The sequence below is a fragment of the Paenibacillus terrisolis genome (genome assembly GCF_056171975.1).
Window position 1 is genome coordinate 1 of sequence record NZ_JBKFGG010000033.1, and the last position, 20,695, is coordinate 20,695.

The window sequence follows — 20,695 nt, forward strand, 5'->3', positions numbered from 1 at the left end:
CAAGAGAGAAAGAGCACTGCCGATATTCGGCGGTGCTTTTTTGTGTGTCCAGGTGTGTTGAATACGAATTTAGATGCTAAGACATAACGAAGTAATATGGCATGTACTTGGCCAGTCGAGAAGAAATGTTGTATTTCATGCAATAATCCAGGCCATGGATTGGCTAAACGGCTCAAATGTTGCAGTTTGTACAGCAATTTTGGGCTTAAGAGTCATTTTAGCCCGACCCTTGTCTAATATGTTGTATTTTCTACAACATAATGGGCTGCAACTCCCTCTTGCGGTCAAAAATGATGTATTTTATGCAACATTTGTTTGGATGTCGGCAGGTACCTAGGTATCTAGACTGCTTTTTGTTTATGCACCCTTGTTGTGGAAACCGATGGGTCACTTGGACCGAAGGGTTCTAGAGGGTAAGACGCCGCCAAGCAAAGAGAGAGAGCGCTGCCGATGTAAAGAGCACTGCCGATATTCGGTGGTGCTTTTTTTGTACTTCCGGGCCACTTATTTCTACTGCGTAGATAAAAGCCTGCAAAAGTGCAGGCATTTCCGGCTTCATTGCAGGGTTGGACGCAAGAACCTGCAAAAGCTTTTGCCGGGATTTGAAAAGATAGACCTCCCTGCACGGTAAAATTGATGTAGATGTTGCTGCGATGAATGCGATATAAGCGTTACATTAAATTATTGATCTTAAGAAGGCAGGGTTTTTGACAAACAACAGCGGGGAAGCGAGAGTAACTAGCAAAACACTGCCGTATTCGGTGATGTTCTTTTGGTACATACCGCGACGAAGGCTTTACGTTTGGAGCGGTCATATTACATGCACGTCTTACGCGATTGCGGTATGATCGGTATGATGAGCTATTCGAGGAAACTTAGTGTGCACGCGTGCGGAGACTTCACACCAGATTGACTTCTTGAAGCTACACGGCCCAAAAGGGCGGCAGTCAAAGTAGAAAAGGGTGTATTTCTTACAACATTTTGCGATATGAAGCTGACAATTAGGAGTAAATGTTGCACTTTATACATCAATGTTAAGCTTATAGAGGCTATTCTAAGCCAATATGCCGCGGAATTTGTTGTATAAAGTACAACAAAAGAATCTAAATTGCCGAATACGGTCAAAAATGATGCATTTTATGCAACATTTGCTTTGCTGGCCAGGCGGATTCAGAATTTTTCTTGTACTCTGGAAGGGAGTGGCGTGCTGACGCAGACGCATTAAAACTTTTCCCGAACCTTGATAGAGTTCGCGTGCTGATGCTTGCATCAATCCATATTTTTATTAAAAAAATGAGAAGAAAAAAGACCAAATAGAAAAAAATCTGTAAATTGCTTGTAATTCATAATAGCGGGAAAGAGAGTACAATAGTAATCGCTCAGACATTATAGGAAAAGCAGCGACGAGAGGAGTCCTTACCCATGAAATTAACAATGAAGCGGATTACGGCAATTACTGCGGGTGCGATAGGAATGTTTCTTTTTACGGGGGCGGTTATGCCATTAGGTTTGGGAGGGCAAGCGAACGCAGCTGCAACCACTCCTACTGCAGCAGCCGTAAGCGCAAAAACAACGGCGTCGACGCCGGTAATTTTGACTTGGAACGGGACAGATACGGCGTATCAAGGGCTGATTGTGAACGGCAAGGCTTATGTTCCGGTGGCGTTTTTGCAAGGGGTGCTCAAGCTTCCGCTATCTTACGATGCTGCCACTAAAATTTACAGCGTGGGAACGGGATACCGACAAATGAATTTGGAAGTCTTCCCTAATGGAGTTGCAGCTAATATAAACGGGTTCTATATCGATCAAGATAATCTTATGGCCAGAAATGAGCACGGGCGGCTGTACATCTCTTTTCAATGTCTCAAGGATTATCTGGGCTACTCCGGGGGCTGGAACGCGGCCAACAAGAAGCTGAATATTGTTCCCGCTCAGGAAAATAAACTCGCTTTAACCTCCGAAAACTACGATAAAACGTCCAAGGAAGTCAGCATCCATTTAATCACACCCCAAGTCAGCGGTCTTGCTAATGCTAATGGAAGCGTGGAAAAAGCCATCAATGATGTGCTTCAACAAGGGACGGAACAATTCAAAAAGGAAATCGACGATGAACTTAACGACAAAGATTCGGTCGCCAATATACGGCCTTATGAATATAGCAGTACATATGTCGTCACCCTGAATCAAAAAGGAGTGCTGAGTCTCGTTACTTTGAGCTACTCCTACACGGGCGGAGCTCATGGCATAAGCGTGATGCAGGGTTATACTTTCTCACTGCAGGATGGGAAGCAGCTGACGCTGGATGATTTGTTCGGACGCAATCCCCAATACCGCAGCGAGTTGAACCAAAAGTTGAAAGTAGGGCTGGCAGCAACACCGGGGTATTTCGGAGGTTTTAAAGAGATGAAAGCAAGCCCTGACTTTTATTTGCTGCCTGATCGGCTCCGTATCTTTTTTCAATTGTATGAGTATGTTCCCTATGTTAGTGGATTCATTGGCTTCTCGTTCCCGTTCAGCAGCCTGCTTCCTCAGGGAAGCACGCCTTTTGACGGGTTGAATGTCAATTAGTACGGCGTGTGGGTGGAGGTTATCTTGCCCTCCCGGATGAATGTAACCTTTTTGTTACCGACAGAGATTGGACTGCCGTTATAATTAGTATGGTATGTAATCTTCTAGGATATTTGACCTATCCGTGGACTATATCGGGAAATGAAACAGCAAAGGAGCAGGATTGATCAGCATATAGGCTAGGTAAGGAGGAATGAATCATGCGGCGAAAAGGAGTATGGTATTCCTTAGGCTTCATGTGGGTGGTCTTGGTGATGTTGTTCGTCATCGCAGGCTGTGCATCTTCCGAGCCTTCTTGGACCACTTTTGTTGGAGCAGCGGTTGAGAAAAGCTTCCCCGTTCCCAAAGAGGCAAATCAAACGGAGGCAGCCTTAAATAATTCTAAGATGGATTACGTGCATTATACGGTGACGGGTTTACAGAAGAGCAGTACAGTTCCGGAAGCGTACCAGAAGGCAATTACCGAGTGGGGCTGGACTGAGAAAAAGGATGAGAGCACAGGAACGACGCGGGTGTATGAAAAAGGCAAGCTCATCGTTCAACTGACGCTGCATGACGATTCCATAACCGTATTGGTACCCAAGCAAGAAAAGAAGATGGTTATTCAAGGCTTGGAGAGCAATCCCTAGGCTACTTGAGTAAGCGTAATCAAAAAAAGCCTGAATCCCTCGAACAATTGGGGGAGCAGGCTTTTCTATTATTGCATGTAGTACGAGATTTCCAGATCGGTGATCTTCAGCACTCCGTCTTTGCGCTGCCCTCTCAGCGTGCCGAGTACGTAAAACCGTGGGGCAATCAGCCAAATGTGCCAGAACAACAAGGAAAAAGTGAAGGAGAACGGCGACCAGGGAACAATGACCGCGATGATGCAGCAGCCAATCCAGGCCGAGTGTAGATGAACCCGGCGAAATATCGTATAGCCGACGTATTGATCGGGCATATAACCGATCCAGGGCATTTTCCTGGTAAATCGCCAGCGTTTACGGGTAGAGTGGCTGACGATCATCAGAACCGACCGGGAAATGACGTATTGAATCCATAAAGTAATCGGAATGGCGAGCAGAAAAAAGAAGAGGCTCGTCCAGGATATAAAAACCATCTCGGCTGCCAGCCAAATGAATGGGAGCACGAGAAAGCTGCGGGTCATGGACTTGGGAATAACGGCTTTTTTGAGCAGCGTGTAGTGGTAAAACGTCGCATTGGGTCCGGATTCAACTGACTTCAACAAACAACCCTCCTTGGATGACATAGGGTCCGCTTCATACGGACAGCCTTTATTAATATATCGGATAAAAGAAAGGAAATTTAAGATTTTCCTCCGTACAAACACAGCCGGGCGGCAAGCGGCATATATATAAAGTAGGTAAAGCGGCTATGAAAAGGTTTAAAATAATAGAATCTGTGTCATACTGATAGTAAAACAAACAAGGTGGGATCGGGCATGGATGAGCTTGCCGAAAGAAAATGCATTATTTGCGGGGAGCCGAAGACCGAAGGAATCCATATCGTGTCGGAGTTTATCTGTGACGCCTGCGAGGCCGAGATGGTACACACCGATGTGCAGGAAGAGAAGTACCACTTTTTCATCCATCAAATGAAACAGATCTGGGTGCAAAAAAATGCATAATAAAGCCTTATGAAGGACCTAATCTTGCGAAAAGATAGGTCCTTTTGTATTGCCCGGAGGGCCGAAAAAACGGTAAAATGAAGCGATGGCGGCATATTGCATATACCGCCACCCGCTTCGAGAAAATCGAAGCCGGAATTACCGGAAGGGTTAATAGACATGTCGGAACATATTCATCAAGCACCTTTATATGAAGCTTTATTGCAATATCAAGCGAGAAAAGACGTTTCTTTTCATGTGCCGGGACATAAAAACGGACAAACCCTTCAGGGACACAAGCTACCCGGACACGGCACGTTTACGCAAGTGATGGGAATCGACGCCACGGAAATCACCGGAACGGATGATTTGCATCATCCGGAAGGGGTGATTTTGGAGGCGCAGCGGCTCGCGGCGGCGCAGTTTGGCGCCGAGGAGACGTTTTTCCTGGTCGGCGGAAGTACCGCCGGCAATCTGGCGCTGATCCTGAGCGTGTGCACCGCTCCGGGCGACGTGCTGCTCGTGCAGCGGAACGTGCATAAATCCGTCATACACGGATTGATGCTGGCGGGCGCGCACGCGGTGTTTTTGGCGCCGCAGCTCGCGGCGCCGAGCGGCCTCGCGACCATCCCGTCGGAAGCGACGGTGCGTGAGGCCCTGCGCCGGTACCCCGGCGCCAAAGGGCTGCTGCTCACGCACCCGAGCTACTACGGGATGGTCGCGCCGCTGCGGCCGCTGGCGCAGCTGTGCCGCGCCAGCGGCGTGCCGCTGCTCGTCGACGAGGCGCACGGCGCTCACTTCGGCCAGCATCCGGCGCTGCCGGAAAGCGCGCTGGCCGCAGGCGCTGACGGCGTCGTGCAGTCGACGCACAAAATGCTCGGCGCCATGACGATGGGCGCGATGCTGCACGTGCAGGGCGGCCTGCTGGACCGCGGTCTGCTGCGCCAGCGGCTGGCGATGGTGCAGAGCTCCAGCCCATCGTACCCCATCATGGCTTCGCTTGACCTGAGCCGCAGCCAACTGCAATCGCAGGGTCCGTCCCTGTTCGAGACCGGCTTGGCCGCCGCTGAGCGTATTCGCGAGGGGGTGCGGAAGCACCCGCGGTTCGGGCTTGTAGAGCCGCAGCCGGGCGCGGGCGGAAAGCCTGCTGCATACACTATACAAGATCCTTTAAAAATTGTGATATTCGATGCCGCCGGACATCTCAGCGGATACGAACTGCAGCGGCTGCTGGAGAATGAGGGCTGTGTACCGGAAATGAGCGACGATCATTATGTGGTGTTGGCGTTAAGCTATGGAACATCGCATGAGGATGCCGACCGGCTGCTGCAGGGGTTGAAAGTGATTGGCGAAGCCTTGAAACCAGAACACCGCATCGAAGAGGCGGACATCCCACTTTCCACGTGGAACATTGAGAAAGAATCCGCAAGAACAATCGAGCGGGCTGCGCCATCCGCCGTACTTGAGTCGGAACTGGATATTTCCGCCCCGGTACCGTTTGATCTTCGCCCATTGGCGAGAGAGGAACTTGAAACGATCCCGGTTGAAGCCAGCACCGGCCGCCTAGCGGCGGAAATGGTGATTCCCTATCCACCCGGCATCCCGATTCTTTACCCGGGAGAGGCGATTACGCGGGAAATGACGCATCGATTGATTAAGCTCCGAAATGATGGGGCCAAATGCCAAGGAACGGCCGATCCTTCGCTGTATACCATCCGGGTCATCCATTCAGTCCAAGACGAAAGCAGGGAAACACACTCATGAACGGAAAAGGCAGAGGATTATTCATTACGCTGGAGGGCGGCGAAGGATCGGGGAAAACGACGGTCATCCGCGAACTGGAATCCATTTTGGAGGAACACGGGGTCGTGTATCTTACAACCCGTGAGCCGGGAGGCATCGAGATCGCCGAGAAAATTCGCGACATCATCCTGAACCCCGAGCATACCGAGATGGATGCCCGCACGGAAGCTCTGCTGTACGCAGCGGCGAGAAGACAGCACCTGGCCGAGAAAGTAGAGCCGGCACTGGAGCGGGGGATTACCGTGTTATGCGACCGTTTTGTCGACAGCAGCTTGGCTTATCAAGGATATGCCCGCGGTCTTGGAATCGAGGAAGTCCTGCGTATCAACAATTTTGCCACAAACGGCCGATTCCCTGACGTCACTTATTTTCTGGATATCGATCCGGAAGCCGGATTGGCGCGCATTGCGGCTGGAGAAGGGCGGGAAGTGAATCGCCTCGATCTGGAGAAGACCGGGTTCCACCAAAAGGTTCGGGAAGGATACATGAAAGTGATAAGCATGTTTCCGGAACGGATTAAGGTTATTGACGCCTCCGGCAGAAAAGAAGAGGTCGCCGCCGAGATTAAAGGCCATCTTTCAGCGTTTTTAAAGGATTTCATGGTATAGTTGTCTAATAAGTAGGTGTATCTATTTTTATAATAACGAGGAGGGACTGCAAATGAAGCTTATTGTTGCGATCATTCAAGATAAAGACAGCAATCGGTTATCCAGCGCGCTCGTCAAGGAAAACTACCGGGCGACCAAACTGGCAAGCACCGGAGGGTTTCTGCGGGCGGGGAACACGACGTTTATGATCGGTGTGGATGATCATCAGGTAGACTCTGTGCTTAATGTCATTCGTAACAGTTGTAAGGTGCGCGAGCAATTAGTGACCCCGGTTACACCGATGAGCGGCACGACCGATTCGTATTTGCCTCTGCCCGTTGAAGTTCAGGTGGGAGGAGCTACCGTATTTGTTCTGCCGGTAGACCGTTTCGAACATTTCTAATTCCATTTCAAATATCCATTATTATCTATTCTTAGGGCAGGTGGCGACGCTATGAAAATCGATCCGGGATTCAGGCCGCTCCAGAGCGGTTTCGGCATTAGTGATTCTCCCACCAAGCCGGTACAGGCCAAAAGCTTTTCCGACGTCATGCAGCACCAAGGGGAGCAAGCCTCGAAAGAGGAGCTTAACCGAAAATTCAAAGAGATTCAGCTCCAGGGAGAACGTCTAGCCCATTCGATGACCGTTAGGGAACTGAAAGCCTATCGTCAACTCGTCAAAAAGTTTCTCGAAGAAACGGTTCGGCGGGGCGTGACGATCAAGGAATCAAGAGGCTGGGATCGTAGGGGCAGGGGCAAACGTTACAAGCTTCTGGACGAAGTTGATGCCGCTTTGCTGGCGATGGCCGACGAATTGCTCGAGACCGAACAGGGAAAGATCGAGCTAATGCAGAAAATCGGAGAGATCCGAGGCATGCTGATCAATCTTTGCTTCTAAATGGTGCATGAGTTACGGGCTTGAAAGGACGAGAAGTTAAAGATGTTATTTCAGGAAATTATCGGGCAGGATCACGCCAAGCTGCTGCTGCAGAGTGCGCTGCGCCGTAATCAAATATCTCACGCTTATCTATTCAGCGGCCCCCCGGGCAGCGGACAGATGGAAATGGCGATGGCTTTCGCCCAAACTCTGTTCTGTGAGCGCAAGGGGGCCGATGCTTGTGGGGAATGCTTGCAGTGCCGCAAAATCCAGCACGGCAATCACCCTGATCTTCACCTCGTAGCGCCTGAAGGGGCCACGATTAAAATTGATCAGATTCGCGATTTGCAGCGGACTTTTTCCTATCGTTCGGAGAGTGGCAATCCCAAGGTTTATATTATTGACGATGCCGATAAAATGACGGTTCAAGCGGCGAACAGCCTGCTTAAATTTTTGGAGGAGCCGCCTACGCCGGCTGTGGCCATCCTGCTGTCCGACAACGGACGAGCCCTCCTTCCAACCATTCAATCCCGGGTTCAGACGATTCCTTTTACGCCGCTGGATCCGGAACGGATGCTCCAAATATTGGCGGGCGAGGGTTTTCCGGCTACATTAACCCGCAGCGCAGTACATCTCGCGGCCGGACTGGGTCCATGCCGGGAACTTATCCAGCAGAATTGGTTTGCAGAAATTAGAAACGTAGTGTTACAATTAGGGAGGGAAATCGCAGGCCGTGGCGGTTCTCCTTTGATTACAGCGCAGCAGAGCCTATTCAAAGCCGGTCTCGGCGATCACTTGGACATGTTGTTCAGTCTTTTTCATTTGTGGTTTAAGGATATGATCCATGCGCTTTACCATAAACATGACCAAATTGTTTTTATAGATGAGCTCCAGTTCATTACCGGACACGCACATCTGCGCAGCGCGGAGCAGTGGATTGATGCCATGGCGCTGGCTGCGGAGAGCAGAAAGAAATTGCGGCAGAACATGAACGGGCAGCTCTGTGTCGAACAATTCCTGATCCGTGTAGACGGACAACAGTAAGATTCATGAAACATCGATTGATTAAGGCAGAACGAACTTTCTCCCGTGAAGGAACAGGGATTTATCAAAAGCATTTTCATAGGCTATACGAGGGGGTAAGTTTTTGTATACAGTAGTGGGCGTCCGTTTTAAAAAGGCGGGCAAAATATATTATTTCGATCCGCTCGAGCTACCTGTTGAGAAGGATCAAAGTGTAATTGTCGAGACCGCGCGTGGGATTGAATACGGCAAAGTGGTAGTCGGCAAGAAAAAGGTAGGGGAATCCGACGTCGTCCTTCCGCTCAAGAAGGTCATTCGGATTGCCGATGACGTCGACGCCCGTGTTGTAGATGAAAATAAATTTGCGGCAAAAAACGCGTTTGCCACATGTTTAAATAAAATCAGAGATCATGACCTGAAGATGAAGCTCGTGGATGTGGAATTTACCTTCGACCGGAACAAGATTATTTTCTATTTTACGGCCGAGGGCCGAGTCGATTTCAGGGAACTGGTCAAAGATTTGGCCAGCATTTTCCGTACCCGGATCGAGCTGAGACAAATCGGGGTGCGGGACGAAGCGAAAATGCTGGGTGGGATTGGTCCATGCGGCCGCGTGCTCTGCTGTTCCTCCTGGTTGGGGGATTTTGAACCCGTATCCATCAAAATGGCCAAAGATCAGAGTCTCTCTCTGAATCCTACCAAAATATCCGGATTGTGCGGACGTTTGATGTGCTGCTTGAAGTTCGAGCACGATAATTACGAAAGCACCAAGGAAGAGCTGCCGACCGTCGGCAAGATGGTCATTACTTCCCTAGGCGAGGGTAAGGTCGTCGGACTGAACGCCGGAACACGCACTGTCCATGTACAGCTATTCGAAATTGGCAAGGTCAAAGAACTTCCTCTGGACGATGTTGTCCTCAAATAACGGAGGGGCTTAACTTTAGAGATGACTCTGGGGTGGGAACTTGGAGAACAAGGACATTTTCACAAATATGCAGGCGCTGGAAACACAAATGGGGAAGGTACACGGCGACTTGGGCAGCCTCATGCTTGAAGTGAAGAAGCTTATGGAGATGAACCAGCGGCTTTTGCTGGAGAATGAGCAGCTGCGCAAGATTTTGAAGTTGGAAAGTTCGGAAGGGCGTTTGCCTCTGCCTTCTGCAGAAAAGGCGAATGACCTGGTGCTTGCCGGCAAGGATGTCATCGATGTCGTCGGTGAAGGGCATGATAACCTCGCTCGTTTGTATCATGAAGGTTTTCATATATGCAATGTATATTATGGGCATTTGCGCACGGAAGGCGACTGTCTTTTCTGTCTGTCATTTTTGAATAAATAATAAACCGTGGGGAATGACCCTACGGTTTTTTTTGAGCGCGGAATCATAAATACCTGAAGCTAAACCTCTTACAGAATGGAAGGTCCTATTGAAAAACAACGTGATCATTTACGATAGTGAGCGGGTGGACGATTTGCTCACGCATGATTTGCACATCATACAAAGCGACGAAGTGTTCAGCTTTTCCATGGATGCCGTCCTGCTGGCCCGTTTTGCTTCGATACCGAAGTATGGGAAAGTCCTGGATTTATGCACCGGCAACGGGGTAATTCCTCTTCTGCTCACCACGAGAACAGAAGCATCCATCGAGGGCATCGAAATTCAGCCAAGAGTCGCTGATATGGCGCGCCGGAGCGTGGAGATGAACGGGCTTGCCGGTCGAGTTCTTATTCGCGAAGGTGATTTGCGTGAGTTGGTCAAAGAAACCGGGCACGGCATATATGACGCGATTACTGTCAATCCGCCCTATATGCCGGTGGCGAGCGGCGAAGTGAAACTGAATTCCCATCAGGCGATTGCCCGGCATGAAATCCATTGCAGTCTGGAAGAAGTCGTTGCGTCGGCGATGCGTTTAGTGCGTCCCGGCGGGAAAGTGTCGATGGTGCATAAACCTCAGCGGCTCGGGGAAATCCTGACCGTACTTAGACAATATCGCTTGGAGCCGAAAGTGATCCGGTTCGTTCATCCGCGGGCGGGGGCCGAGGCCAACATGGTATTGATTGAAGCCCTGAGAGACGGAAAACCGGACCTTCGGGTACTCCCGCCTCTCGTCGTATATGGAGAAGACGGTGAATATTGCCGAGAGATTATGGACATTTATTACGGACCAGAAGAGGGAAGAACATGAGCGTAAAAGTGCAAAAAAGTTTTGAGGAAGCACCAGGCAAAGAAGCCTATGGAAAGCTGTTTCTAGTGGCCACGCCGATCGGCAATCTGGAGGATATGACGTTCCGGGCCGTGCGGACTCTGCAGGAAGCGGATATCATCGCGGCGGAGGATACGAGGAATACGCGAAAGCTGCTTACGCACTTTGAGATTTCCCCGGTAAAATTGCTTAGTTACCATGAGCATAACAAGGCGGCCAGCGGACCTGAATTGATTCGCTTTATAATAGAAGGAAAAAATTTGGCGCTGGTCAGCGATGCCGGTCTTCCGGCGATTTCCGACCCCGGCAGCGATCTCGTAAAGCTTGCGCTGGAGGCGGGAATTTCGGTCGTTCCGATCCCGGGAGCCAATGCCGCCCTGTCGGCGTTAATCGTCTCCGGACTATCTACGGAGCGCTTTCAATTTCTCGGCTTTCTGCCAAGAGACAACAAGGATCGAGGAACGCTGCTGGAGTCGCTTCAGGATGATCCAAGCACACTGTTATTTTATGAGTCGCCGCATCGCTTGTTAAAAACACTCGAATCGCTTATCGATGTTTTGGGCGACCGGGAGATCGTGTTGGCCCGTGAGTTGACGAAACGCTATGAAGAAATGACGAGAGGGAAAATCAGCGATTGTTTGTCATGGCTTGAGGAACATCCGCCGCTGGGCGAATACTGCCTGGTTGTTAGCGGGGCGCATCCGGATCAAGTGAAGGAGAAAAAGGACGCTTGGTGGAAAACATTATCGGTCGAAGAACATGTTGCCCATTATGAGCAAGAGGACGGATTGTCGCGAAAAGAGGCCATGAAAAAGGCGGCGGGAGACCGTGGAGTTTCGAAAAGAGACATTTACCAAACGTTGTTATAGGCCCAATTAGCCCTTTAAGCAAAAAAAGGGGCCTTCACTAGGCCGGGTTCAAGCCTAGGAAGGCGCCAAGGAGATATGAAAAAGGTTAGAATTAACAGTTTCAGTAAATCTATTATATACTATATTTCTTAATTTGTCACAGGGTTAGGAAGCTCAGTAATACATTCGTGGCAAACAATTTTACCTTTGAAGTATGTCACGTTTTCGGCGTTGCCGCAGAAGATGCAGGCAGGCTCGTATTTTTTGAGCATAATCCGTTCTCCGTCCACATAAATTTCAAGCGCGTCTTTTTCACCGATGCCGAGTGTGCGGCGAAGTTCGATAGGAATGACAACGCGTCCCAATTCGTCTACTTTTCTTACAATACCGGTTGATTTCATCATTTCGATGACAACCCCTCTCGCTATAATTTTTTAATTGTCATTATTCGACATTGTTCTATCTTTTATGATATTTATAATACCAACCATTGCCAAAACAGTCAACCTATTTATGGTAGAGTTCATTATTATTTCTAAATTCGAGTTTTTATAGAGCGCAAATAGCCCTGTATTATAAGGGAAATCGGACTTTTACGAAGATTCGACATTTTGGAAATCTATATTTTGACACTTTTCGACAATGTTCGACACCATCTGTCGTCAATAGTCAAGTTCCTTCTTTTTCTCCCAAAAAACAGTTCCAAAATAAAGGAGTGTATGCCATGTATCGTCAGCTGCGCGAAGAAAAAGTGTTTAAAGATCCCGTACATAATTATATTCATGTCCAGGACGAAATGATTTGGTCGCTGATCAATTCGTCTGAATTTCAGCGTTTACGTCGAATTCGGCAGCTGGGCACTTCTTATTTGACATTTCACGGTGCCGAGCACAGCCGCTTCTCCCACTCGCTGGGCGTTTATGAAATCACGCGCCGCATCATTTCGCAGTTTGAAAGCGGCGGTTATGCCGGCTGGGATCACGACGAGCGGCTGGTCGCTTTAAGCGCCGCCCTGCTGCATGATTTGGGCCATGGTCCATTTTCCCATTCCATCGAGCAGGCCTTCCAAATGCATCACGAGGATTGGACCTGCAAAATTATGCTTGGCGACACGGAGGTCGGCCAGGTGCTTCGGCGCATGGGTGAGGATTTCCCCGAAAAAGTCGCCGCGGTCATCCGTAAGGATTACGGCAATCCGATTGTCGTCAATCTGGTCTCCAGTCCGCTTGATGCCGACCGGATGGATTATTTGCTGCGGGACGCCTATTTTACCGGGGTCAATTACGGCACGATTGACATGGACCGGATTTTGCGGATGCTGCGTCCTCATCAGGGCCGGGTAGTCGTCAAGGAGTCGGGCATGCACGCGGTTGAGGATTATTTGATGTCCCGTTACCAAATGTACTGGCAGGTATACTTCCATCCCGTTACCCGCAGCTCGGAGATCATTTTGCGGCAGATTTTGCGCCGGGCCAAAGAGCTTTTAGAGGCCGGGCATTCGTTTAAGTTCTTGCCGGATCCTTTGCCGGGACTGTTTAACCGTGAATTAACGGTCCAGGAATATTTACTGCTGGATGAGGCGCTGATGCAAACGGCCTTTATGCAGTGGAAGCAAGAGTCCGATCCTTTGCTCAGTGATTTATGCGGTCGATTCTTGGAACGTAAATTGTATAAATATGTAGAATGCGAATCGCTGGATTTGGAAACGATCGAGGGAATTCGGGAGGCGTTTGCTAAGGCCGGGCTTAACCCGGAATACGATCTGGAAATTGATTTTCCGACCGATCTGCCTTATGATGTGTTTCGTCCGGAGGAAGCTTTCGGACAGAAGCAGATCTTGCTGCTCGACCGACGCGACCGGCTCCGGGAAATTTCCGAGGTGTCCGACATTGTAAGGTCGATCAGCGGACTCCACCGCGGCAAATTTCATTTGTACTATCCCGACAATAAATTATCCGCTGTGATCGGCCGGCTGCCGGCAAACATTGCAAGGATTTTCGAGCAGCAGCATTAAGAAACGAATCAAAAAACAGCCTGGGAGGAACTATCGATGATGTTATTCGACACCCATACCCATATGGATGCGCCCCAGTTTGACGAAGATCGTGAGCAAGCGATTGCCCGCGCGGTGGAACAAGGGGTTACGCGTATGATCAATATCGGCTTTAACCGTGAAACGATCCCGACGACGATGAAACTTGCGGAATCTTATGACTTTATTTATGCCGCCGTCGGCTGGCATCCTCAGGATGCGATTACGATGCAAGAGGGCGATTTGGACTGGATCGCTGAATTATGCAAGCATGAGAAGGTCGTGGCCATCGGCGAGATCGGTCTGGATTATTACTGGGATACGTCACCGAAAGAGGTTCAGCACAAAGTTTTCCGCGATCAAATCGGCCTCGCTCGCAGCCTCGGAATGCCCATCAGCATCCATAATCGGGAAGCGCACGAGGATGTAGTCCGAATTTTGCGCGAAGAGAAAGCGAGCGAAGTCGGAGGTGTGCTTCACTCCTTCTCCGGTAGTTGGGAAATTGCCAAAATGTGTCTGGATTTGGGATTCCATTTGTCGTTCGGCGGACCGATAACGTTTAAAAATGCAAAACAGCCAAAGGAAGTTTTAGCCAAAACACCGATGGACCGTTTGTTGATCGAAACCGATTCCCCATATCTTACTCCGCATCCATTTCGAGGGAAAAGAAACGAATCCGCCCATGTACGTCTGGTTGCGGAAGCGGCGGCCGAGTTAAAAGGGGTGTTCGTGGAGGAAATCGCCGAAATTACCTCCCGAAATGCAATGGAACGATTTGGAATACGGTGAATTCCGGAGCAAATGGGCCGAAAAAAGCAGGATTTTCGAAATATGAATGCTTTTTAACCAGAAAATCCAAGTTAGTTACATTTTTTTAACCATTTTTTTTAAAAAACGTGGTTGATTCGTCCTTTACAACATGCATGGAAACAAGTTAGAATTTCTTCTGTAGTCATTTTGGCTCACTCGTCAGTTGGGCGAGCCTATTCGATGACTTTGGTTCCATGAACCAGTCTCGCTGAATCTCCATTTGGAGAACGGGGGAACCGATACAGGAATGGTTAAGGGCAGTGCTTAGAGCACCGGCTGTTGCTGTATTTGATTTCTTTACAGGGTCTTAGGGGTGAATTCGAGGTCATTGCGCCATGAGCGAATGAACTGAGAAAGGGCGGCTCTCTTTCGTCCGAACCCGACAGCTAACCTCGTAAGCGTCAATAAGAGAGGTAACTCGTGCATCCTATTACACCAAGACAATTCGGAAGCCACGAAGGAGTTCCTCTAACTCTTTCTTTAGGCTTCTTTTGTTTTTGAATAAAAGTAATAGGGTCATCATACTGTTGTTAAACAGGAGGTGACATATGCCAGGTAGACTGGGGCAGGATGCGAAATACGGGGGATTTCACCGCGTTTCGTAAAAACGATCTGTAGTCACGTCAAACGTATCATGCATCGACCTAGACGGCGGGACTATGAAGGAGGACGGACGAAATGGGCATTTTCCACAAAGAAGACACCCATCAATCACGCTCATCCAGCATGTCTTACGCAATGCGATGGAAGCATGAGAATTTACGTCAGATTTCGATTGTTGGAGTTCTGACCGTCGCAGTGATCATCATCATCCTGATTTGGCTATTTGGCCAAAACGATAAAAAAGAGACTTCTCTGGTAGCGGAAGGCAAGATCCAATCGGCCGAGACAGGCGTGTCTCAGGCGGATCTTAAGAAAGCGCCAGTCGGTATGCTGAGCAAGCAAGATTCAGCAGTCCAGCTTCTTGCCGGCTCGCAAGGGGCGGACAATCATTTTGTTGCCGTGCATGCGGTTCCGGTAACCGTAAGCGTGGACGGAGCAACGAAGGTTCATTTCACCACGAAAAGCAGCGTACAGGGGGCCATCACCGAGCTTGGCATCGCCCTGAGCAAAGACGATAAAATAAAACCGGCGCTGGGCAGCGCGCTAACGTCTGATTCGGATATCAAGATCGTCCGTGTCAGCAAGCAAACTGTTCAGGAAAAAATTACAGTTCCGTTCACCATCGTGAAGACGTCAGACGAGAACCTGCTTAAGGGCAAAACCAAAGTCCTTCAGCCGGGAAGCAATGGCGTGGTCGTTCACAACATCGAAAAGGTGTACGAGGATGGCAAATTCGTAACGAAGCGGTGGCTTGGCAAAGAAGTGGCGGTAAGCGCTCAGCCCAAGGTCATCGCAGTTGGCGTCAAAAAGCCGGCAGAGGTCAAATCCGCAAGCATTACCCGTAATCCGAACGCGGTAAATATCAGCGGGCTGACCACAAAAGGCGGCGTGTCGTTTAAATACAAAAAGGTACTTAAAAACGTTACCTTAACGGCTTATTCCTCCGAAGAGGAAGGTATCGGCACGAGAACCGCTTCCGGGACGCGCGTAACGCAAGGAAGAACCATTGCGGTTGATACCAGCATCGTTCCGCTCGGATGGTGGGTCTACATCGAAGGGCTCGGCTTCCGCAAGGCGGAGGATACCGGCGGCGCTATCGACGGACATAAGATTGACGTATATTACGACTCGCTCAAGGCAGCGACAAATTTCGGGCTCAAAAAGGGCCGTACCGTATATGTCATCGGTCCGACAAAGCCTGAATTAAACTAACCTCGTTTTACTTTGCGAGGGGAATAAGATAGTATTAGGATGATGAATAAGACATTGGATTAGAAGAGGAGCCTTCCTCTTCTTTTTGTTGTAAACGGAAGGGAAGACGGCACATGATCAAAGAGGTCATCGTGGTGGAGGGGCGCGACGATACCGTCGCGATTAAACGGGCCGTGGAGGCCGACACGATCGAGACGGGCGGGTCGGCGATCAACGAGACGACGCTGCGAAAAATTGCCCTGGCGCAGGAGCGGCGGGGAGTTATTATTTTTACGGATCCCGACCATGCGGGGGAGCGAATCCGTAAAATCGTCGCGGCCCGGGTTCCGGGGTGCAAGCATGCCTTTATACGGGAAGCGGACGCCACGAAACGCGGAGACATCGGCGTGGAGAACGCTTCGCCGGAGGCGATCCGCGAAGCGCTCTCCAAGGTCCGCTGCGAGCTTCAGGGAGTGGAGGGGCTCATTGATTGGGCAGACTTGATAGAGGCGGGCCTGATCGTTCATCCGGAAGCCGCTGCACGCCGGCGGGTGATGGGAGAGCTGCTTGGCATCGGATACTGCAACGGCAAGCAGTTCCATAAACGGCTGACGGTGTTCAAGATCAGCAGGGAAGAATTCGCGGCCGCCCTCGCGGAGCTCGAAGACAAAGGAGTCAATCACCCATGAACAGGAATGAAGATGTTTCTACGCCGCGCCGGACGAAGGAAATTATTCAACGGCACGGATTTTCTTTTAAGAAAAGTCTGGGTCAGAACTTTCTGATCGATCAAAATATACTCGGCAAAATCGTTGCAGCCGCCGGTTTGGACGCGTCCAAGGGGGCTCTTGAAATCGGGCCGGGGATCGGCGCATTGACCGAAAAACTGGCTCAGGAGGCCGGGAAAGTGGTTGCGGTGGAAATCGACCAGCGTCTGCTGCCGATTTTGGAAGAGGTGTTGGAGCCGCACCCGCATGTTCGCGTCATTCACGGCGATGTGCTGAAGCTGAATCTGCGCGCGTTGTTTGAGACAGAATTTGGCGGGGTCAGCGGCGTCAGCGTGGTGGCTAACTTGCCTTATTACGTGACGACCCCGATTCTGATGAAACTACTGGAGGAAGGCCTCCCGCTTGAGCATATCGTCGTCATGATTCAGAAGGAAGTGGCGGAGCGGATGGCGGCTTCTCCCGGCGGCAAGGATTATGGCAGTCTCAGCATAGCGGTTCAGTATTACAGCGAACCGGAGCTGATCTGTACGGTGCCGCACAGCGTGTTTATTCCCCAGCCTAACGTAGAGTCGGCGGTGATTCGTTTGACGGTGCGCAAAACGCCTCCGGTGGCCGTAAACGACGAGAAGTTCTTTTTTGACGTGGTACAAGCTTCTTTTGCGCAAAGAAGAAAAACAATCTCCAACAACCTGAAAACCCGCTTCTTCGCCGGAGAAGGCCGGGAACGGCTGGAGCAGCTGCTTGGGGCCGCGGAAATCGAACCTTCCCGGCGTGCGGAAACGCTCAGCCTGGAGGAGTTCGCGCGGCTTAGCAATACGCTGCTTGCGGCCGGGTTCAGCCATTCGTAACCCTCGCAATTGTAACCAATCCTTCGCCTAGCCCATACGATGGGAAAGAGGTGATGGATTTGACGAATTTGGGAGACTTGGTCGTCCGCAAATCTTACGGAGGAGACGTAACGTTCCGGATAGAAAGAATAGAGCGGAGCGAGGCTATCATCAAAGGGACGGAATTCCGGCTGCTGGCGGATGCGCCTTTGACCGACCTGGTCAAGGTAGACCCGGCTTCCCCCGGCGAGAAAGCGCAGCGCGCCCGCATCAAAGAGGCTGAATCGCTGGAACGGATGACACAAGACCGGAAGGTGCTGGCGGAACGCAATCAAATGACGATCGGTACGGATTGGTACCCGCAGCCGCAGGGGGAGCCGTCCTATTTTGAAGTCCCGGGCAAGGTGCTTCACCTGGACGGGGACGAGAGGTATTTGCAGAAAAGCTTAAGTCTATACGAGAAGCTGCGGATTCCGGCTCAAGGTTACTACGTGTCGGAGTCGCAGATGGCCAGAACGCTTTATCGTCTGCTGCCGTCCGTTCAGCCCGATATCGTGGTGCTGACCGGGCATGACGGCGTGCTGAAGCATCGCCCGTCCGGGGACTTGTATAATTTGACCAGCTACAAAAATTCCAAATATTTCGTGGAGGCGATTCAGGCGGCCCGGCAGTATGAGCGTAATTTCGATTCGTTAACGATCGTGGCGGGGGCTTGCCAATCGCATTTTGAGGCTTTGCTGCAAGCCGGTGCCAATTTTGCGAGTTCTCCGGCCCGCGTGCTGATCCACGCCCTGGATCCGGTCTACATCGCGGCGAAAGCGTCGCTGACTTCGATCCGCGACACGATCCAGATCACGGACGTGCTGAACAATACGATCAGCGGGGCCCAGGGGGTAGGCGGCATAGAAACCCGCGGAAGCTACCGGATCGGCCTGCCGAAGCTCCGGGATCTTTCTTCGCTGAAGGTTGTTCCGTCGATGTAAGGGCCGGAACTTTGGGATCATTTCATACATTTCTTTTACGCAGAGCTTGAGGTTTATGCCTTGGGAACTGCGTATTTTTGTGCCGGTTATTTAGTATACGCAAAGTGTCATAAAAAAAATGTTGACAATACATTTTTCTTGCTGATATAATTAATTATTTTGATTTGACAGGCGACTCCCTTTCATGTATAATGGACAAAGAAAGAAGGTGGTCACAGGCAATGGCTAAAAATGCACTGTCAGAAATCAAGCATAGTCTCGACGCCCACGTTGGACAGAAAATTATGCTTCGGGCCAACGGTGGTCGCCGGAAAACGGTTGAACGTACCGGAGTTTTGGAAGAGACCTATCCTTCGGTCTTTATAGTGAAGCTGGATCAAGAACAGCAGACCTTTAAACGTGTGTCTTACAGTTATGCCGATATACTTACCGAATCCGTTGAAGTTATGATTTGTGACGATAACAACGAGATGAGGCTTTCGTATATTAAACCGTGAACATCATGCCAAGTCACTACTAAACGGTCTTCGTTTTCATGCGAGGCCGTTTTTTTATTTTTATTGACGCTCCGATTCTTTGAAGGAGGCGTAAGGCTGCAGCGAAAGGGAGTGTCTTTCCTGCATGAACGGGAATCCGTTGCGGGATACTAACTCTGTTCCTATATCCACAATCCCTAAGGAGGACTGAACATGTCGCGCAGAAGACGAAGCGTAATGTCGGAGGATCTGAAGGTCGAGCTGGCCAAGGATTTAGGATTTTACGATACCGTTCAGAAGGAAGGCTGGGGAGGCATTAAGGCCAAGGATGCTGGGAATATGGTGAAAAGAGCGATTGAGCTGGCGGAACGAGCCGCAGCCAAGCAGCAGCCCTAACGGGCGGCGAAAAAAAGCCGGGAAGCTCTCCCTCAGGGAGGGCTTCCTTTGTTGATGAATACGTGCTCTGTGCGCTTGGAACTTGTTTTTGCAGCAGGATGAAGTAAGATAAAAAAGAAGTGTTTGTCTTTCATACATAGACGAAGAATGAAGTTTTTCTTAAAATAGATAAAGTGTAACAACACGAATAAATTTATGGAACTGCTGAGGGTGGGTGAACGCCTTGAAGATTTACGAAAAAGCACCGGCTAAAATCAACTTGATGCTCGACGTATTGCATAAACGGCCGGACGGCTACCACGAAGTCGAGATGATTATGACGATGGTTGATCTTGCCGATCGACTGGAAATGAGCGCCCTCCCGCGGGATACCATTATTATTTCGAGCCAGGCCGGATATATTCCGCTGGACGAGAAAAATTTGGCTTTTCAAGCCGCGAAGCTGGTCAAGGAAAGGTACCGGGTTGAATCCGGAGTATACATCCATTTAGATAAAAAGATTCCCGTTGCGGCGGGACTCGCCGGCGGCAGCAGCGATGCGGCAGCGACTCTGCGCGGCTTAAACCGGCTGTGGAAGCTTGGCATCTCCGATGAAGAACTGAAAGAGCTGGGCTCCGAGCTGGGCTCGGATGTACCGTTTTGCGTGACCGGGGGGACCGCGCTCGCCACCGGGCGGGGTGAGAAGCTTACCGTCCTGCCGAATCCGCCGCAATGTTGGGTGGTATTGGCCAAGCTGCCGATTAACGTGTCTACGGCTGAGGTTTACGGCCGTCTGCGCAGCGAGAAAATTACGGATCATCCTTCCGCGAGGCGAATGCAGGAAGCGCTGGAACACCATTCTTTTTCCGAGGTGTGCCAGGAACTCGGCAATGTGCTGGAGCGAGTCACGCTGGAGATGCATCCGGAGGTCGCCCATTTGAAAGAAACGATGATTCGGCTTGGAGCGGACGGCGTTCTTATGTCCGGCAGCGGGCCGACAGTATTTGGACTCGTGTCCAAAGAAGCCAAAGTAGCCCGTATTTATAACGGACTTCGGGGCTTTTGCAAAGAGGTATATGCGGTTCGTTTGCTGACTTAAGATTCTGCCTTGGACAAATCCGTACAAAAATGTTATATTTTCATTAAAATATTCGGA

General features: G+C 50.3%; 23 protein-coding genes and 1 riboswitch. Of the genes, 21 read left to right on the forward strand and 2 right to left on the reverse strand.

Features of this window, described 5'->3' with window-relative positions; genetic code table 11:
- Positions 1-1,422 precede the first annotated feature (1,422 nt).
- Together ACI48K_RS21035 and ACI48K_RS21040 are read left to right on the forward strand one after the other, a co-directional pair.
- Positions 1,423-2,568 carry a DUF3298 and DUF4163 domain-containing protein gene (locus ACI48K_RS21035; RefSeq protein ID WP_475029601.1) on the forward strand — a complete coding sequence of 382 codons (1,146 nt, stop codon included), beginning with the start codon at positions 1,423-1,425 and terminating at the stop codon, positions 2,566-2,568.
- A 200-nt stretch (positions 2,569-2,768) separates the two neighbouring features.
- Positions 2,769-3,197, forward strand: coding sequence for a hypothetical protein (locus ACI48K_RS21040; protein WP_475029602.1), 429 nt, complete (start codon positions 2,769-2,771; stop codon positions 3,195-3,197).
- A 68-nt stretch (positions 3,198-3,265) separates the two neighbouring features.
- On the opposite strand, the gene ACI48K_RS21045 is transcribed toward ACI48K_RS21040, so the two are convergent.
- Positions 3,266-3,793 (reverse strand): hypothetical protein, encoded by a 528-nt coding sequence (locus ACI48K_RS21045; protein WP_475029603.1) that lies wholly within the window; start codon positions 3,791-3,793, stop codon positions 3,266-3,268.
- 216 nt (positions 3,794-4,009) lie between these two features.
- On the opposite strand from ACI48K_RS21045, the gene ACI48K_RS21050 reads away from it, so the two are divergent.
- The 10 genes from ACI48K_RS21050 to rsmI all read left to right on the forward strand — a co-directional run bounded on the left by ACI48K_RS21050 (position 4,010) and on the right by rsmI (position 11,535).
- Positions 4,010-4,195: a sigma factor G inhibitor Gin gene (locus tag ACI48K_RS21050; protein WP_475029604.1), complete on the forward strand. Its 186-nt coding sequence runs from the start codon at positions 4,010-4,012 to the stop codon at positions 4,193-4,195.
- A 159-nt stretch (positions 4,196-4,354) separates the two neighbouring features.
- On the forward strand, positions 4,355-5,938 hold the full coding sequence (locus ACI48K_RS21055) for an aminotransferase class I/II-fold pyridoxal phosphate-dependent enzyme (RefSeq protein ID WP_475029605.1): 1,584 nt from the start codon (positions 4,355-4,357) through the stop codon (positions 5,936-5,938).
- A complete protein-coding gene (gene tmk, locus ACI48K_RS21060; RefSeq protein WP_475029606.1) occupies positions 5,935-6,585 on the forward strand; it encodes a dTMP kinase in 651 nt (216 codons plus the stop codon). The genes ACI48K_RS21055 and tmk overlap by 4 nt, the downstream gene beginning before the upstream one ends.
- A gap of 52 nt (positions 6,586-6,637) precedes the next feature.
- Positions 6,638-6,967, forward strand: a complete 330-nt coding sequence (locus tag ACI48K_RS21065; RefSeq protein ID WP_178020592.1) for a cyclic-di-AMP receptor — start codon at positions 6,638-6,640, stop codon at positions 6,965-6,967.
- A gap of 51 nt (positions 6,968-7,018) precedes the next feature.
- Positions 7,019-7,462, forward strand: a complete 444-nt coding sequence (locus ACI48K_RS21070) for a YaaR family protein (RefSeq protein ID WP_475029607.1) — start codon at positions 7,019-7,021, stop codon at positions 7,460-7,462.
- A 42-nt stretch (positions 7,463-7,504) separates the two neighbouring features.
- Positions 7,505-8,485: a DNA polymerase III subunit delta' gene (gene holB, locus ACI48K_RS21075; RefSeq protein ID WP_475029608.1), complete on the forward strand. Its 981-nt coding sequence runs from the start codon at positions 7,505-7,507 to the stop codon at positions 8,483-8,485.
- Between the two features lie 103 nt (positions 8,486-8,588).
- The gene (locus tag ACI48K_RS21080) at positions 8,589-9,389 is read left to right on the forward strand and encodes a PSP1 domain-containing protein (RefSeq protein ID WP_475029609.1); all 801 of its coding nucleotides are present in this window, start codon (positions 8,589-8,591) and stop codon (positions 9,387-9,389) included.
- A 40-nt stretch (positions 9,390-9,429) separates the two neighbouring features.
- The gene (locus tag ACI48K_RS21085) at positions 9,430-9,801 is read left to right on the forward strand and encodes an initiation-control protein YabA (protein ID WP_475029610.1); all 372 of its coding nucleotides are present in this window, start codon (positions 9,430-9,432) and stop codon (positions 9,799-9,801) included.
- 88 nt (positions 9,802-9,889) lie between these two features.
- Entirely contained in the window at positions 9,890-10,648 is a 759-nt protein-coding gene (locus tag ACI48K_RS21090; protein ID WP_475029611.1) for a tRNA1(Val) (adenine(37)-N6)-methyltransferase, read from the forward strand.
- Complete coding sequence (gene rsmI, locus ACI48K_RS21095; RefSeq protein WP_475029612.1) at positions 10,645-11,535, forward strand: 16S rRNA (cytidine(1402)-2'-O)-methyltransferase; 891 nt, start codon at positions 10,645-10,647, stop codon at positions 11,533-11,535. Before ACI48K_RS21090 ends, rsmI begins: the two co-directional genes overlap by 4 nt.
- A gap of 128 nt (positions 11,536-11,663) precedes the next feature.
- On the opposite strand, the gene ACI48K_RS21100 is transcribed toward rsmI, so the two are convergent.
- Positions 11,664-11,918 carry an AbrB/MazE/SpoVT family DNA-binding domain-containing protein gene (locus ACI48K_RS21100; protein WP_475029613.1) on the reverse strand — a complete coding sequence of 85 codons (255 nt, stop codon included), beginning with the start codon at positions 11,916-11,918 and terminating at the stop codon, positions 11,664-11,666.
- A 320-nt stretch (positions 11,919-12,238) separates the two neighbouring features.
- Here ACI48K_RS21100 and ACI48K_RS21105 point away from each other — a divergent pair, with 320 nt between their 5' ends.
- The 9 genes from ACI48K_RS21105 (at position 12,239) to ispE (ending at position 20,638) form a co-directional block, all read left to right on the forward strand.
- A complete protein-coding gene (locus tag ACI48K_RS21105; protein WP_475029614.1) occupies positions 12,239-13,528 on the forward strand; it encodes an HD domain-containing protein in 1,290 nt (429 codons plus the stop codon).
- A 36-nt stretch (positions 13,529-13,564) separates the two neighbouring features.
- Positions 13,565-14,335 carry a TatD family hydrolase gene (locus ACI48K_RS21110; protein WP_475029615.1) on the forward strand — a complete coding sequence of 257 codons (771 nt, stop codon included), beginning with the start codon at positions 13,565-13,567 and terminating at the stop codon, positions 14,333-14,335.
- 217 nt (positions 14,336-14,552) lie between these two features.
- Positions 14,553-14,772: riboswitch (cyclic di-AMP (ydaO/yuaA leader) on the forward strand.
- A gap of 262 nt (positions 14,773-15,034) precedes the next feature.
- Complete coding sequence (locus ACI48K_RS21115; RefSeq protein WP_475029616.1) at positions 15,035-16,171, forward strand: G5 domain-containing protein; 1,137 nt, start codon at positions 15,035-15,037, stop codon at positions 16,169-16,171.
- A gap of 113 nt (positions 16,172-16,284) precedes the next feature.
- Positions 16,285-16,839 carry a ribonuclease M5 gene (gene rnmV / locus ACI48K_RS21120; RefSeq protein ID WP_475029617.1) on the forward strand — a complete coding sequence of 185 codons (555 nt, stop codon included), beginning with the start codon at positions 16,285-16,287 and terminating at the stop codon, positions 16,837-16,839.
- Entirely contained in the window at positions 16,836-17,726 is an 891-nt protein-coding gene (rsmA, locus tag ACI48K_RS21125; RefSeq protein WP_475029618.1) for a 16S rRNA (adenine(1518)-N(6)/adenine(1519)-N(6))-dimethyltransferase RsmA, read from the forward strand. Before rnmV ends, rsmA begins: the two co-directional genes overlap by 4 nt.
- Positions 17,727-17,779: 53 nt before the next feature.
- Entirely contained in the window at positions 17,780-18,688 is a 909-nt protein-coding gene (yabG, locus tag ACI48K_RS21130) for a sporulation peptidase YabG (protein WP_475029619.1), read from the forward strand.
- 221 nt (positions 18,689-18,909) lie between these two features.
- Positions 18,910-19,185, forward strand: a complete 276-nt coding sequence (gene veg, locus ACI48K_RS21135; protein ID WP_475029620.1) for a biofilm formation stimulator Veg — start codon at positions 18,910-18,912, stop codon at positions 19,183-19,185.
- 192 nt (positions 19,186-19,377) lie between these two features.
- Positions 19,378-19,560 carry a protein sspF gene (locus ACI48K_RS21140; protein ID WP_475029621.1) on the forward strand — a complete coding sequence of 61 codons (183 nt, stop codon included), beginning with the start codon at positions 19,378-19,380 and terminating at the stop codon, positions 19,558-19,560.
- Positions 19,561-19,783: 223 nt separating this feature from the next.
- Positions 19,784-20,638, forward strand: a complete 855-nt coding sequence (gene ispE, locus ACI48K_RS21145; RefSeq protein ID WP_475029622.1) for a 4-(cytidine 5'-diphospho)-2-C-methyl-D-erythritol kinase — start codon at positions 19,784-19,786, stop codon at positions 20,636-20,638.
- Positions 20,639-20,695 lie beyond the last annotated feature (57 nt).

Coding starts and splice junctions, on each gene's coding strand:
- ACI48K_RS21035 (WP_475029601.1), top strand. CDS start 1,423: ATGAAATTAACAATGAAGCGGATTACGGCAATTACTGCGGGTGCGATA.
- ACI48K_RS21040 (WP_475029602.1), top strand. CDS start 2,769: ATGCGGCGAAAAGGAGTATGGTATTCCTTAGGCTTCATGTGGGTGGTC.
- ACI48K_RS21050 (WP_475029604.1), top strand. CDS start 4,010: ATGGATGAGCTTGCCGAAAGAAAATGCATTATTTGCGGGGAGCCGAAG.
- ACI48K_RS21055 (WP_475029605.1), top strand. CDS start 4,355: ATGTCGGAACATATTCATCAAGCACCTTTATATGAAGCTTTATTGCAA.
- tmk (WP_475029606.1), top strand. CDS start 5,935: ATGAACGGAAAAGGCAGAGGATTATTCATTACGCTGGAGGGCGGCGAA.
- ACI48K_RS21065 (WP_178020592.1), top strand. CDS start 6,638: ATGAAGCTTATTGTTGCGATCATTCAAGATAAAGACAGCAATCGGTTA.
- ACI48K_RS21070 (WP_475029607.1), top strand. CDS start 7,019: ATGAAAATCGATCCGGGATTCAGGCCGCTCCAGAGCGGTTTCGGCATT.
- holB (WP_475029608.1), top strand. CDS start 7,505: ATGTTATTTCAGGAAATTATCGGGCAGGATCACGCCAAGCTGCTGCTG.
- rsmI (WP_475029612.1), top strand. CDS start 10,645: ATGAGCGTAAAAGTGCAAAAAAGTTTTGAGGAAGCACCAGGCAAAGAA.
- ACI48K_RS21100 (WP_475029613.1), bottom strand. CDS start 11,918: ATGATGAAATCAACCGGTATTGTAAGAAAAGTAGACGAATTGGGACGC.
- ACI48K_RS21105 (WP_475029614.1), top strand. CDS start 12,239: ATGTATCGTCAGCTGCGCGAAGAAAAAGTGTTTAAAGATCCCGTACAT.
- ACI48K_RS21110 (WP_475029615.1), top strand. CDS start 13,565: ATGATGTTATTCGACACCCATACCCATATGGATGCGCCCCAGTTTGAC.
- ACI48K_RS21115 (WP_475029616.1), top strand. CDS start 15,035: ATGGGCATTTTCCACAAAGAAGACACCCATCAATCACGCTCATCCAGC.
- rnmV (WP_475029617.1), top strand. CDS start 16,285: ATGATCAAAGAGGTCATCGTGGTGGAGGGGCGCGACGATACCGTCGCG.
- rsmA (WP_475029618.1), top strand. CDS start 16,836: ATGAACAGGAATGAAGATGTTTCTACGCCGCGCCGGACGAAGGAAATT.
- yabG (WP_475029619.1), top strand. CDS start 17,780: ATGGATTTGACGAATTTGGGAGACTTGGTCGTCCGCAAATCTTACGGA.
- veg (WP_475029620.1), top strand. CDS start 18,910: ATGGCTAAAAATGCACTGTCAGAAATCAAGCATAGTCTCGACGCCCAC.
- ACI48K_RS21140 (WP_475029621.1), top strand. CDS start 19,378: ATGTCGCGCAGAAGACGAAGCGTAATGTCGGAGGATCTGAAGGTCGAG.